The organism is Aquabacterium sp. (genome assembly GCF_036273115.1).
Classification (GTDB): Bacteria; Pseudomonadota; Gammaproteobacteria; order Burkholderiales; family Burkholderiaceae_C; genus Aquabacterium.
This window is the reverse complement of sequence record NZ_DASUIN010000024.1, coordinates 148,452-161,413: the sequence shown is the minus strand read 5'-3', so window position 1 is coordinate 161,413 and position 12,962 is coordinate 148,452. Positions and strand designations below refer to the sequence as shown.

At 60.7% G+C, this 12,962-nt stretch carries 12 protein-coding genes; 4 read left to right on the top strand and 8 right to left on the bottom strand.

Going from position 1 to position 12,962, the window contains the following annotated elements:
• Positions 1-61 precede the first annotated feature (61 nt).
• On the top strand, positions 62-565 hold the full coding sequence (locus VFW72_RS10940; RefSeq protein WP_329674330.1) for a fasciclin domain-containing protein: 504 nt from the start codon (positions 62-64) through the stop codon (positions 563-565).
• Between the two features lie 74 nt (positions 566-639).
• On the opposite strand, the gene glmM is transcribed toward VFW72_RS10940, so the two are convergent.
• The 4 genes from glmM to VFW72_RS10920 form a co-directional block, all read right to left on the bottom strand.
• The gene (glmM, locus tag VFW72_RS10935) at positions 640-1,971 is read right to left on the bottom strand and encodes a phosphoglucosamine mutase (protein ID WP_329674329.1); all 1,332 of its coding nucleotides are present in this window, start codon (positions 1,969-1,971) and stop codon (positions 640-642) included.
• 50 nt (positions 1,972-2,021) lie between these two features.
• On the bottom strand, positions 2,022-2,864 hold the full coding sequence (folP, locus tag VFW72_RS10930) for a dihydropteroate synthase (protein WP_329674328.1): 843 nt from the start codon (positions 2,862-2,864) through the stop codon (positions 2,022-2,024).
• A 75-nt stretch (positions 2,865-2,939) separates the two neighbouring features.
• On the bottom strand, positions 2,940-4,844 hold the full coding sequence (ftsH, locus tag VFW72_RS10925; RefSeq protein WP_329674327.1) for an ATP-dependent zinc metalloprotease FtsH: 1,905 nt from the start codon (positions 4,842-4,844) through the stop codon (positions 2,940-2,942).
• A gap of 226 nt (positions 4,845-5,070) precedes the next feature.
• Positions 5,071-5,745, bottom strand: a complete 675-nt coding sequence (locus VFW72_RS10920; protein WP_329674326.1) for an RlmE family RNA methyltransferase — start codon at positions 5,743-5,745, stop codon at positions 5,071-5,073.
• Between the two features lie 17 nt (positions 5,746-5,762).
• Between VFW72_RS10920 and VFW72_RS10915 the strand changes: the two genes are divergently transcribed.
• Positions 5,763-6,230, top strand: a complete 468-nt coding sequence (locus VFW72_RS10915) for a YhbY family RNA-binding protein (protein WP_329674325.1) — start codon at positions 5,763-5,765, stop codon at positions 6,228-6,230.
• On the opposite strand, the gene VFW72_RS10910 is transcribed toward VFW72_RS10915, so the two are convergent.
• The 4 genes from VFW72_RS10910 to carA all read right to left on the bottom strand — a co-directional run bounded on the left by VFW72_RS10910 (position 6,231) and on the right by carA (position 11,801).
• Positions 6,231-6,683 (bottom strand): DUF4149 domain-containing protein, encoded by a 453-nt coding sequence (locus tag VFW72_RS10910; protein WP_329674324.1) that lies wholly within the window; start codon positions 6,681-6,683, stop codon positions 6,231-6,233. It abuts the gene before it with no gap.
• A gap of 21 nt (positions 6,684-6,704) precedes the next feature.
• Positions 6,705-7,181 (bottom strand): transcription elongation factor GreA, encoded by a 477-nt coding sequence (greA, locus tag VFW72_RS10905; RefSeq protein WP_329674323.1) that lies wholly within the window; start codon positions 7,179-7,181, stop codon positions 6,705-6,707.
• A gap of 173 nt (positions 7,182-7,354) precedes the next feature.
• Positions 7,355-10,630 carry a carbamoyl-phosphate synthase large subunit gene (gene carB / locus VFW72_RS10900; RefSeq protein WP_329674322.1) on the bottom strand — a complete coding sequence of 1,092 codons (3,276 nt, stop codon included), beginning with the start codon at positions 10,628-10,630 and terminating at the stop codon, positions 7,355-7,357.
• Entirely contained in the window at positions 10,623-11,801 is a 1,179-nt protein-coding gene (gene carA / locus VFW72_RS10895; protein ID WP_329674321.1) for a glutamine-hydrolyzing carbamoyl-phosphate synthase small subunit, read from the bottom strand. Before carA ends, carB begins: the two co-directional genes overlap by 8 nt.
• Positions 11,802-12,097: 296 nt before the next feature.
• Between carA and bfr the strand changes: the two genes are divergently transcribed.
• Together bfr and VFW72_RS10885 are read left to right on the top strand one after the other, a co-directional pair.
• Positions 12,098-12,574 (top strand): bacterioferritin, encoded by a 477-nt coding sequence (gene bfr / locus VFW72_RS10890; protein ID WP_329674320.1) that lies wholly within the window; start codon positions 12,098-12,100, stop codon positions 12,572-12,574.
• A 106-nt stretch (positions 12,575-12,680) separates the two neighbouring features.
• The gene (locus VFW72_RS10885) at positions 12,681-12,911 is read left to right on the top strand and encodes a (2Fe-2S)-binding protein (protein ID WP_329674319.1); all 231 of its coding nucleotides are present in this window, start codon (positions 12,681-12,683) and stop codon (positions 12,909-12,911) included.
• Positions 12,912-12,962: the final 51 nt, after the last annotated feature.

The window sequence follows — 12,962 nt, the reverse complement described above, 5'->3', positions numbered from 1 at the left end:
CTATCGTGCCGGCGTGCCCCCAGACATCCCAGGGAGCAAACACCTTGTACGGAGACCCCTCATGACCATTCGCCGCCCCCACCTCCTGCTGAGCAGCCTGATCGCCTTGACCGTCACATTCGCGGGCTGCGCCAGCACCGAGGTCGCCTCGACACCCGCCAACGTGGTGGCCGCCGCCAGCAGCAACGCTGAATTGAGCACTTTCGCCAAACTGATCAAGCAGGCGGGACTCGAAAGCACGCTCGAAGGCGCTGGCCCTGTCACAGTATTCGCACCGTCCGACGAGGCCTTCAAGGCCATGCCGGCCGCAGCCCTGGACAAGCTGGCCAAGGATCCGGCGCAGCTGAAAGCCGTGCTGAACTACCACGTGCTGCCTGGTCTGATGAAGGCTGCCGACGTTGAAGGCAGCAAGCAGATCGCCACGGTCAACGGCGCCAAGGCCACCGTGTCCAAGGCTGGCGATTTCGTCACCATTGATGACGCACTGGTCACCAAGGCCGACATCGCCACCGGCAACGGCGTCATCCACGTCATCGATCGCCTGCTGACGCCTCCGAAGAAGTAAGACAGTCGCAGCCCACTCGCCCATGAAAAAAGCCGGCTTTGAGGGCCGGCTTTTTTTCGCCCGAAGAAATCCGATCAGGACTTCACGGCGTCAGCCAGCGCTTGCGCACATTGATCGGCCAGAGCGCGGTCTTCCGCCTCCACCATCACACGCAGCAAAGGCTCCGTACCCGAGGGACGAATCAGCACGCGGCCACGCCCGTTCAATTGCGCCAGCACGGTCTTCTGGGTGTCGGCCAGCTTGGCGCTGTTGCGCCAGTCCTGACCAGCCTGCAGTCGCACGTTGATCAGGCGCTGCGGGAACAGGTTGACCCCATCCAGCCATTGAGCCAGAGACTTGCCACTGCGCGCCACCGCCTGGAGAACCTGCAAGGCGCTGACGATGCCGTCACCGGTGGTGTGGCGGTCCAGTGCGATGAGGTGGCCGGAGCCCTCCCCGCCCAACTGCCAGCCACGGCAAACCAGTTCCTCCAGCACGTAGCGGTCACCCACCTTGGCGCGCACGAAATCGATACCTCGATTTTGCAAGGCCAGCTCGATGGCCATATTGGTCATGAGGGTACCCACCGCGCCCGGCACGGCCTCGCCCTGATCCAGGCGATCGGCCACCATCACGTAAAGCAGTTCGTCGCCGTTGTACAAGCGCCCTTGGGCATCCACCAGCTGCAGACGGTCGGCGTCCCCATCGAGCGCCACGCCGTAATGTGCGCCATGTTCCGCGACAGCCTTGACCAGCGCTTCGGGATGCGTGGCGCCCACGCCCTCGTTGATGTTGAGGCCGGTCGGCGCGCAGCCAATCGAGATGACTTCCGCACCGAGCTCATGGAACACCTCGGGCGCCACCTGGTAACCGGCGCCGTGAGCGGCATCCACCACCAGCTTCAGGCCCTTGAGCGACATGTTGGACGAGAAGGTGCTCTTGCAGAACTCGATGTAGCGGCCCCGCGCATCTTCGAGTCGGCGGGCCTTGCCCAGGTTCGCCGAATCAACCCAGCTGGGCGCATCATTCAAGGCCGCCTCAACCTCCTGCTCCCACTCGTCAGGCAACTTCTCGCCCTTGGCCGAGAAGAACTTGATGCCGTTGTCGGCAAACGGGTTGTGAGAGGCGCTGATAACCACCCCCAGATTCAATCGCAATGCGCGGGTCAGATAGGCCACGCCTGGCGTGGGCAGCGGCCCGGTCAGCAGCACATCGACCCCTGCAGAGGCAAAACCGGCCTCCAGTGCGGATTCCAGCATGTAGCCGGAGATGCGCGTGTCCTTGCCGATGAGCACCGTCGGGCGCTTCTCGGTGCGACGCAGCACCTGACCCACAGCGTGGCCAAGCCTCAGCACGAAATCAGGCGTGATCGGTGCCTGCCCCACTGTGCCGCGGATGCCATCAGTCCCAAAATATTGTCGAGCCATGTTTTATTGAATGAATTCGCACGATGCCGAGCTGCACATTGTGCCCCCGCTCATATATGTGAGTTACACAAATTTGATGCCTGCCAGACCTTCAGGGCATCCGCCGTCGCGCCGACGTCGTGAACGCGAACGATGCGCGCACCACGCGTGACAGCAGCCAGCGCCGCAGCCACGCTGGCCACCAGACGCTCCTCGACGGGCTTGCCCGTGATCTGACCCAGGGTTGATTTGCGAGACCAGCCCAGCAACAAAGGGCGGCCCAGATCCAGCAATTCTGCCTGACGCTTCAACAGTTCGATATTGTGCGCTGGCGTCTTGCCAAAGCCGATACCCGGATCCAGGGTGATGCGCGCCTCAGCCACACCGGCCTGGCGCAGGCTATCGAGTCGCTGTGACAGGTACTGCCGCACCTCGTCCACCACATCCGGATAGCAGGGGCGAGCCTGCATTGTGGCCGGGTCCCCCTGCATGTGCATGAGGCACACGCCGCATTGCCCGTGAGATGCGATCAGGTCCACTGCGCCAGGTGCTTCCAGCGCGCGGATGTCATTGATGATGTCGACCCCCAGGTCCAGCGCACGCCTCATGACCTCGGTCTTGCACGTATCCACAGAGACCGGCACACCCAGGCTCACGGCCACCTTCAGCACACCCTCCAGGCGCTGCCACTCCTCTTCCACGGTGAGTGTTGGTGCGCCGGGCCTGCTGGATTCGCCGCCGATGTCGAGGATGTCGGCCCCCTCCTGAATCAGCCGCTCACATTGGGCCAGGGCGCTGTCGGCGCTCAGGAATCTACCACCGTCGGAAAACGAATCCGGCGTGACATTGACGATGCCCATGATGAGAGGCCGCGCCAGATCAAGGTGAAAGCGGGAGGTTTGCCAGATGCTCATGTGCTCGATCAGAAATGGAAGCCGCCATGAAAAACGGGGCCGAAGCCCCGTCAGTGTGTACCAAAAGCTGCTGGATCAGACTGCAGCTGGTGCGCCGTCCGTGCTCACCGGGGGCTTGTTGCCACCGTTGGGACGGTTGGTGGGCGGCGTCCAGTCCTTGGGAGGACGGGGATCACGGCCTTCCATGATGTCATTGATCTGATCGGCGTCGATGGTTTCCCATTCGAGCAGGGCCTTGGCCATCGCGTGCATCTTGTCCTGGTTGTCTTCGATCAGCTTGCGCGCGGTGGCGTACTGCTCATCGATGATCTTGCGGATCTGCTTGTCCACCTTCTGCATGGTCTCTTCAGACATGTTGGTGGTCTTGGTGATCGAGCGACCCAGGAAGACTTCGCCTTCGTTGTCGGCATACACCACAGGGCCCAGTTCATCGGTCATGCCGTAGCGGGTGACCATGTCGCGGGCGATGGCCGTGGCACGTTCGAAGTCGTTCGACGCACCCGTGGTCATCTGGTTCATGAAGACTTCTTCGGCAATGCGACCACCAAACAACACCGAGATGGTGTCCAGCATGCGGGTCTTGTCCATGCTGTAGCGATCGCCTTCAGGCAACTGCATGGTCACGCCCAGCGCGCGACCACGCGGGATGATGGTGACCTTGTGGACAGGATCCGTCTTGGGCAGCAGGCGCGCCACCAGGGCGTGACCAGCTTCGTGATAAGCCGTGTTCTTGCGCTCTTCCTCTGGCATGACCATGGACTTGCGCTCGGGGCCCATCATGATCTTGTCCTTGGCCTTTTCGAAGTCCTGCATTTCGACCACACGACCGTTGCGACGTGCGGCAAACAAAGCAGCCTCGTTGACCAGGTTGGCCAGATCGGCACCAGAGAAGCCAGGGGTACCACGCGCCAGGATGTCGGCACGCACGTCCTGACCGACTGGCACCTTGCGGATGTGCACATTCAGGATCTGTTCGCGACCGCGAACATCAGGCAGGGTCACATAGACCTGACGGTCGAAACGACCTGGGCGCAGCAAGGCTGGATCCAGGATGTCGGGGCGGTTGGTCGCGGCAATCACGATCACACCCAGATTGGTTTCGAAGCCGTCCATCTCGACCAGCATCTGGTTGAGGGTCTGCTCGCGTTCGTCGTTACCACCACCCAGGCCTGCGCCACGATGGCGGCCCACGGCGTCGATTTCGTCCACAAAGATGATGCAAGGCGCATTCTTCTTGGCTTGCTCGAACATGTCGCGCACGCGGGCAGCGCCCACGCCGACGAACATTTCCACGAAGTCGGAACCGGAAATGGTGAAGAACGGCACCTTGGCTTCGCCCGCGATGGACTTGGCCAGCAGCGTCTTGCCGGTACCGGGAGGGCCGACCATCAGCACCCCACGTGGAATGCGACCGCCCAGCTTCTGGAACTTCTGCGGGTCACGCAGGAAGTCCACCAGTTCCTTGACTTCTTCCTTGGCCTCGTCACAACCCGCCACATCCGCAAAGGTGATGTTGTTGTTGGACTCGTCCAGCATGCGAGCGCGACTCTTGCCGAAGCTGAAAGCCCCGCCCTTGCCGCCGCCCTGCATCTGGCGCATGAAATAGATCCACACGCCGATCAACAGGATCATCGGGCCCCAGGACACCAGCAGGCTCATGATGAGCGAGGGTTCCTCGCGGGGCTTGACGTCGAATTTGACACCGTTGTTGATCAGATCACCCACCAGGCCACGGTCCAGGTAAGTGGCCGTGCTGCGGATGCGCTTGTCATCGGTGGTGGTTGCAATGATCTCGGTGCCGCCGCCGCCCTCCTGGAGCGTGACGCTCTTGATGCGTTTGGCGCGAACTTCTTCAAGGAAGTCCGAGTAGCCGATCTGGCTACCACCCGTACTGGCACGGTCGAACTGCTTGAACACGGTGAACAACACCAGCGCCACAACCAGCCAGACAGCAATCTTCGAGAACCATTGATTGTTCACCGCGGCTCCTTCAATCCATTCACACCCGCCGCGACTGACACTGTATGCATCAACCCACCGCGACAGGTCTCAAAAATCACATCTGAATTCGCCAATCTGACAAACGCTGGACGCAATCTTCGCGGTACATGGGGACAATTCTAGATCAGTCAAGAGAGACCCTGCAGATTTCGATACCCAGTGAAGCACCGCTTTTCAGCACTTAAAAGACGCCGATCAAGAAAATTCATCGGTTTTTGAGCCCGATACCCACGAGGAAGGTTTCCGCCGACTTGTCGCGCGAGGCTTTCGGCTTGATGGGCTTGACCACACGGAAGTGCTCGCGAAACAGTTCGACCAGCTGGCTGTAACCACTACCGTGGAACACCTTGCATACCAATGCACCGTCCTTTTTGAGATGGTTTTGCGCGAAATCGATGGCAAGTTCGATCAAATGCGCGATACGGGCGCTATCTGACGACTCGATGCCGCTCAAATTGGGCGCCATGTCGGAGATGACCACGTCAACCGGGCGGTCGCCCACGGCTTCGCGCAACTGCGCCAGCACCGCGTCCTCGCGGAAATCGCCCTGAATGAAGTGCACGCCGTCCACAGGCTCGAAATCCAGCAGGTCCAGCGCGATGATGGTGCCGTTGAGCTGACCGGTCGCCGCCCCACCCGTTCCGGCGTCCTTCGGTGCGAACTTGCGGCGCACGTACTGGCTCCAGGCGCCGGGTGAGGCACCCAGGTCCACCACCAACTGGCCGGGTTTGAGCAGATGGAGGGCCTCGTCGATCTCCTTGAGCTTGTAAGCGGCGCGCGAACGGTAGCCCTCTTTACCTGCCAATTTGACGTAAGTGTCGTGGACATGGTCGTGCAACCATGCTTTGTTCACTTTTTTGCTTTTCGTTTGGACTTTCATGGCTCGATAATAGAGGGATGCCTGCTATTCAATTGACAACTGCCGAGCGCAAAGCCTATCGGGCTGATGCGCACCACCTTGACCCCGTCGTGATGATCGGCGGAGATGGCCTCACGCCCGCCGTACTGAAGGAAGCCGACAACGCACTCAAGGCCCATGGCCTGATCAAAGTGCGCGTGCTGGGCGATGACCGCGCCATCCGTGAAGAGATCTACGCCCAGATGTGCGACAAGCTCGACGCCGCACCAATCCAGCATATCGGCAAATTGCTGGTGCTGTGGCGCCCCATTCCCGAAAAAGCCCCCGCCGAAGCCCGTGAGGACCGAGGCGCCGGCCCGCGCGAGGTCAAGATCCTGAAGTTTTCCAAGAGCGGCTTGCGTCGCCCTGAGGTGAAGAAGGTTCAGGTCATGGGCAACCAGCGCGTAACTGCCGGCGGCCTGATCAAGCGCGCCAAGAAGCGCGTGGCCAGCAAGAAGCCGGGCTGATCAATCTGCTCGATTGGCTGTCAGGCGCCATGCCAGGCAGCCAACGAGCACGGCACGCAACCAGTACAGCACGGACGATATTCCGTGCAGCGCCCCGAAGGACAGCCTGGCAGGCTGCCCTGCCTTGACCGCTTCGATCATCGGGTGCATCACGAACTCGCCAAAGATGGCCAGGAACAAGGCCCCCAGGATGATCAGCAGATTGCCGGTCATCACCGTGGTCGTCTTGCCTGATTCGGCCAGATCCCGAACCCGACGACGCTCGATCATGAAGAGCACGATGGCGAAAGCCAGGCTGAGCTTCGCCTCGACGGTGAAGATGCGCCCGGCTGCCTTGCCTGCCAGTTCTCGCTCCAGCACCATGAACAGGCTGGGCGCAGCCACACCGCCCACAGCCAGCATCACACCTGTCCAGGTGGCGGCCAGCCATGCTTGAAAGCGCAACAACTTCATGCTGAGGTGCCCCGACCGCGATCAGACGTAGCGAACTTCGATGATTTCGTAGTTGCGCGCGCCACCCGGTGCCTGCACCGTGGCCACGTCGCCGGCTTCCTTGCCGATCAAGGCACGGGCAATGGGAGAACCAATGGAGATCTTGCCGTCCTTCAGATCGGCCTCGTCATCACCCACGATCTGGTAGACCACCACATCGCCGGTGCTTTCCACTTCCATTTCGACCGTGGCGCCGAAAACCACCCGGCCGCCGGCGTCCAGGGAGCTGGGGTCGATGATCTGGGCGGCCGACAGCTTGCCTTCGATCTCCTGAATGCGGCCTTCGATGAAGCCCTGCTTGTCCTTGGCGGCGTCGTACTCGGCGTTTTCAGAGAGGTCGCCCTGGGCACGGGCTTCGGCGATGGCCTGCACCACGGCAGGGCGCTCAACGTGCTTGAGGCGCTGCAACTCTTCCTTGAGCATTTCTGCGCCGCGCTTGGTAATGGGGATCGTGGACATAGTGCGTGTCTCTCTTGGCTCGAATCAGGCGCCCTGCTCCATCAACAACGTGAACAGGGCCTCACAAATGAACGGAGCCGCGACCTGACCATCCTGAAGACGGTGCCGGGCGCGGCCCTCGTAGCTTGTCTGCTTCTCTGACAGGAGGCAAAAGCCCTGTCAGAAACAGCAGTTTAGTGCAGTTTGGCGTGCAACTCTTGCAGTGAATACACCACCAGATCATCCTGGTGCTTCATGGCTTCCACAGCGGCTTCGCAGCCAGCCATGGTGGTGTAGTACGTCACGCGGTTGGCCAGGGCGGCCGTGCGGATGCTGCGCGAGTCGGCAATGGCCGTACGGGTTTCATCCACGGTCGTGAAGACCAACTGGATTTCACCGGCCTTGATGGCGTCAGCGATGTGCGGACGACCATCCTTGACCTTGTTGACCGGCTTGACAGGCACACCGGCCTCGGCAATCGCCGCAGCCGTGCCCTTGGTGGCCACCACGCTGAAGCCCAGGGCCACCAGTTCGCGGGCCACGTTCACGGCACGAGCCTTGTCGCCATCCTTGACCGAGATGCACACGGTGCCCTTTTCAGGCAGACGCGAACCGGCACCCAGCTGGCTCTTGAGCATGGCTTCACCGAAGGTGACGCCCACGCCCATGACCTCACCGGTCGAACGCATTTCAGGGCCGAGGACGGGGTCCACACCCGGGAACTTGTTGAACGGGAAGACGGCTTCCTTGACGGTGAAGTAAGGCGGCACGACCTCGCGAGGCGCCTTGCCATCCGGCGACTTCTGCGTACCCAGCTTCTGGCCAGCCATGCAGCGCGCTGCGATCTTGGCCAGGGGCTGACCCGTTGCCTTGGACACGTACGGCACCGTACGCGAAGCGCGGGGGTTCACTTCCAGCACGTAGACCGTGGCGTCGTCCAGACCCTTGGTCACGTCACCCTGGATGGCGAACTGTACGTTCATCAGACCAACCACGTTCAGGGCCTTGGCCATCAGGGCGGTCTGGCGACGCAGCTCTTCCTGCAGGGCTTGCGACAGCGTGTACGGAGGCAGCGAACAGGCGGAGTCACCGGAGTGCACGCCTGCTTGTTCGATGTGCTCCATGATGCCGCCGATCATGACGTCGGCGCCATCGGAGATGCAGTCCACGTCCACTTCAACGGCGTCGTTGAGGAAGCGGTCCAGCAGCACAGGCGACTTGTCGGAGACGCGGACGGCTTCGCGCATGTAGCGCTCCAGGTCCTTGTCACCGTGCACGATTTCCATCGCGCGGCCACCCAGCACGTAAGAAGGACGCACCACCAGGGGGTAGCCGATCTCTTGCGCCAGTTGCAGGGCAGCCTCTTCGGTACGCGCCGTGCGGTTGGGCGGCTGCTTCAGGCCCAGCTTGTGCAGCAGAGCCTGGAAGCGTTCACGGTCTTCGGCGATGTCGATGCTGTCAGGCGAGGTGCCGATGATGGGCACGCCATTGGCTTCGAGGTCGAGGGCCAGCTTCAAAGGCGTCTGACCGCCGTACTGCACGATCACGCCAACCGGCTTTTCCTTGTCGACGATTTCCAGCACATCTTCCAGCGTCACGGGCTCGAAGTACAGGCGGTCGGAAGTGTCGTAGTCGGTCGAGACGGTCTCGGGGTTGCAGTTGACCATGATGGTCTCGTAACCGTCTTCGCGCATGGCCAGTGCAGCGTGCACACAGCAGTAGTCGAACTCGATACCTTGACCGATGCGGTTCGGGCCACCGCCCAGCACCATGATCTTCTTCTTGTTGGTGGGTTCGGCTTCGCACTCGCCGCCTTCGTTCTCGTAGCACGAGTACATGTAGGCGGTTTGTGTGGCGAATTCGGCCGCGCAGGTGTCCACGCGCTTGTACACGGGGCGCACGCCCAGGGCGTGACGGGCCTTGCGCACAGCGTGTTGGTCGGTGCCCATCAGCTTGGCCAGGCGGCGATCCGAGAAGCCCTTCTTCTTCAGATAGCGCAGCTCTTCAGCGGTCAGCGACTCCAGCTTGCGGGCCTTGACGTCGGCTTCGGTCTTGATGATGTCTTCGATCTGAGCCAGGAACCAGGGGTCGACCTTGGTTTCTTCAAAGACTTCTTCCAGGCTCATGCCCAGACGGAAAGCGTCGCCCAGGAACAGGATGCGCTCGGGACCGGGGGTGCCGATCTCTTCGATCACTTCGTCCTTGTCGTTGCTGCGTTCGGTCAGGCCATCAATGCCGGTTTCCAGGCCACGCAGGGCCTTCTGGAAGGATTCCTGGAAGGTGCGGCCCATGGCCATCACTTCACCCACCGACTTCATCTGAGTGGTCAGACGGCTGTCAGCAGCGGGGAACTTCTCGAACGCGAAACGAGGAATCTTGGTGACCACGTAGTCGATCGAAGGCTCGAACGAGGCGGGGGTAGCACCACCAGTGATGTCGTTCTTGAGTTCGTCGAGGGTGTAGCCAACCGACAGCTTGGCTGCGATCTTGGCGATCGGGAAGCCGGTGGCCTTGGAGGCCAGGGCCGACGAACGCGACACACGTGGGTTCATTTCGATCACGATCATCCGGCCGTTGTCGGGGTTGATCGAGAACTGCACGTTCGAACCGCCGGTTTCCACGCCGATTTCGCGCAGGATGGCGATAGAGGCGTTACGCAGCAGTTGGTATTCGCGGTCGGTCAGTGTCTGGGCGGGGGCCACGGTGATGGAGTCACCGGTGTGGATGCCCATCGGGTCCAGGTTTTCGATCGAGCAAACGATGATGCAGTTGTCCGCCTTGTCGCGAACCACTTCCATTTCGTACTCTTTCCAACCGATCAGCGATTCTTCGATCAGCAGTTCGTTGGTTGGCGACAGGTCCAGACCACGCTTACAGATCTCTTCGAACTCTTCAGGGTTGTAGGCAATGCCGCCGCCGGTGCCGCCCAGCGTGAAGCTGGGGCGGATGACCATGGGGAAGCCAGAGCCACCGATTTCGGCCTGAATGCGCTTTTGCACCGCCCAGGCTTCTTCCATCGAGTGGGCAATGCCCGACTTGGCGGAATCCAGACCAATCTTGGTCATGGCTTCCTTGAACTTCTGGCGGTCTTCGGCCTTCTCGATCGCGTGCTCGTTGGCACCGATCATCTCGACCTTGTACTTGTCCAGCACGCCGTGCTTGTGCAGGTCGAGGGCGCAGTTCAGCGCGGTCTGACCACCCATGGTGGGCAAGATCGCGTCAGGACGTTCCTTGGCGATGATGCGCTCGACCACTTGCCACGTGATGGGCTCGATGTAGGTGACGTCGGCCGTGTTGGGGTCGGTCATGATGGTCGCAGGGTTGCTGTTGACCAGAATGACCTTGTAACCCTCTTCGCGCAGAGCCTTACAGGCTTGGGCGCCGGAGTAGTCGAATTCGCAGGCCTGACCGATGATGATCGGGCCGGCACCAATGATCAGGATGCTTTTAATGTCTTGACGCTTAGGCATTCTTCTTCTCCATCAATGCCACGAAGCGATCGAACAGATAGCTGATGTCATGCGGTCCGGGCGAGGCTTCAGGGTGACCCTGGAAGCAGAAAGCGGGTTTGTCGGTGCGGGCCAGGCCTTGCAGCGTGCCGTCGAACAGCGAGATGTGCGTGGCGCGCATGTTGGCAGGCAGGGTTTTGGCATCGACAGCAAAACCGTGGTTCTGGCTGGTGATGCTGACGCGACCGGTGTCCAAGTCCTTCACGGGGTGGTTGCCGCCGTGGTGGCCGAAAGGCATTTTGTAGGTCTTGGCACCCGAGGCCAAAGCCATGATCTGGTGACCCAGGCAGATCCCGAACGTGGGAATGCCGGTTTCGATCAGTTCCTTGGCAGCGGCAATCGCGTAGTCGCAAGGCTCGGGGTCGCCAGGGCCGTTGGACAGGAAGATGCCATCGGGGTTGTACTTCAGCGCTTCGGCTGCGGGGGTCTTGGCAGGCACCACAGTGACCTTGCAGCCGCGCTCGGCCAGCATGCGCAGGATGTTGCGCTTCACGCCGAAGTCGTAAGCCACCACGTGGAACTTGGCGTTTTCAACCTTGCCGAAGCCAGGCTTGCCGCCCAGTTGGGGGTTGGCCAGTTTCCATTCGGTTTCGGTCCAGTCGGCCACGTCGGTGCGGGTCACGACCTGAGCCAGGTCGAGGCCGGCCATGCTGGGGGCTGCCTTGGCCTTGGCCACTGCGTCGGCGATGACGGCATCAGTGACTTTTTCGCCAGCGGGCAAGGCCACGATGCAACCGTTCTGGGCACCCTTGGTGCGCAGAATGCGGGTCAGCTTACGGGTGTCGATGTTGGCAATGCCCACCGTGCCTTCGGCTTGCAAGTACTGCGACAGCGTTTGGCTCTGGCGGAAGTTAGATGCGCGGATGGGCAGGTCTTTGATGATCAGACCAGCGGCATGGACTTTCGAGGCTTCGACGTCTTCACCGTTCACGCCGTAGTTACCGATGTGCGGATACGTCAGGGTGACGATCTGCTTGCAGTAGCTCGGGTCGGTGAGGATTTCCTGGTAGCCGGTGATAGAGGTGTTGAACACCACTTCGCCAACTGTGTGACCGGCAGCGCCGATCGAAGTGCCTAGAAAGACCGTGCCGTCTGCGAGGGCCAGAAGAGCTTGGGGCAGTACGGGCAGCACGGGTTCATTCTCCGTTTGTAGTGCGCGCCCAGCTCTGCCCTTGTCTTGCAGGCCTTCTGGTAGCCAGAGGGCAGGCGCGACAAGTTCGAGTCCAGTGAAGGAAACGGTTCGGGTTTCGCTAGGCGGGGGGTTGATTGCGGGTAAACCTTAGGAGTATACCCGATCCCGGTGGCAGGTTACAGAGTTGTGACCGTGCATCAGCCACGACAAGGGGCAAAAAACGGAGTTCGCTCCCTGTACGATGGCCTGTATCCGTGGTTTTCCAATCATTTGACTGACCAGCACTGGAGCACATCATGAAGGGCGACGCGAAGGTTATCGAGTTCCTGAACGCACAGCTGAAAAACGAGCTCACTGCGACCAACCAGTACTTTCTGCATTACCGCATGCTGAAACATTGGGGCTTCGACAAGCTGGCCAAGAAAGAATACGAAGAGTCCATCGGCGAAATGAAGCATGCCGACAAGCTCATGGAGCGCATTTTTGCGCTTGACGGCCTACCTAACCTGCAAGACCTGGGTAAGTTGCTGATTGGTGAAGACGTTCCTGAGCTGCTGGCTTGTGACCTGAAGCTGGAAACCACCGCCCAGGGCACCGTGAAAGACGGCATTGCCCACTGCGAGTCGGTTCGTGATTACGTGTCGCGCGACCTGCTGCAGATGATCCTGAACGACACCGAAGAGCACATCGACTTCCTGGAAACCCAGCTGGAATTGATCGACAAGGTGGGCCTGCACAACTACCTGCAATCGCAAATGGGCGAACTGGGCTGAGGCCAGGCTCTTCTGTGCCCCTGACGAGTTCAGGGGTTCTTGTAGTCTATTGACTGCGAATTATTCTCATTTAGAATGGTGGCAGCGTTGTTGAAACGGAGCCGCCATGATCGTTTGCGTTTGCCATCGAATTTCAGATCGCGACATTCGTCGCGTGGCGCCCTCTTGCTCATCGTTCGACGAACTGCAAATGGACACCGGCGTGTCGACCTGCTGCGGCCGCTGCGAAGACTGCGCTCGCGAGGTGTTTACCCAAGCCAAAGTGGCCACCGGCACCGTGGCGCTCATGCAGGAACCCCACCCCCAGCCTAAGCAGGCTGCAACAAGTGTGAAATAAAGCACGAATTGCAGGGCACGAACTGAAGGCAGCGCGCGTTGCAATTTTGCC

Coding starts and splice junctions, on each gene's coding strand:
- bfr (WP_329674320.1), top strand. CDS start 12,098: ATGAAGGGCGACGCGAAGGTTATCGAGTTCCTGAACGCACAGCTGAAA.
- carB (WP_329674322.1), bottom strand. CDS start 10,630: ATGCCTAAGCGTCAAGACATTAAAAGCATCCTGATCATTGGTGCCGGC.
- VFW72_RS10920 (WP_329674326.1), bottom strand. CDS start 5,745: ATGAAAGTCCAAACGAAAAGCAAAAAAGTGAACAAAGCATGGTTGCAC.
- VFW72_RS10885 (WP_329674319.1), top strand. CDS start 12,681: ATGATCGTTTGCGTTTGCCATCGAATTTCAGATCGCGACATTCGTCGC.
- folP (WP_329674328.1), bottom strand. CDS start 2,864: ATGAGCATCTGGCAAACCTCCCGCTTTCACCTTGATCTGGCGCGGCCT.
- VFW72_RS10915 (WP_329674325.1), top strand. CDS start 5,763: ATGCCTGCTATTCAATTGACAACTGCCGAGCGCAAAGCCTATCGGGCT.
- greA (WP_329674323.1), bottom strand. CDS start 7,181: ATGTCCACGATCCCCATTACCAAGCGCGGCGCAGAAATGCTCAAGGAA.
- VFW72_RS10910 (WP_329674324.1), bottom strand. CDS start 6,683: ATGAAGTTGTTGCGCTTTCAAGCATGGCTGGCCGCCACCTGGACAGGT.
- glmM (WP_329674329.1), bottom strand. CDS start 1,971: ATGGCTCGACAATATTTTGGGACTGATGGCATCCGCGGCACAGTGGGG.
- VFW72_RS10940 (WP_329674330.1), top strand. CDS start 62: ATGACCATTCGCCGCCCCCACCTCCTGCTGAGCAGCCTGATCGCCTTG.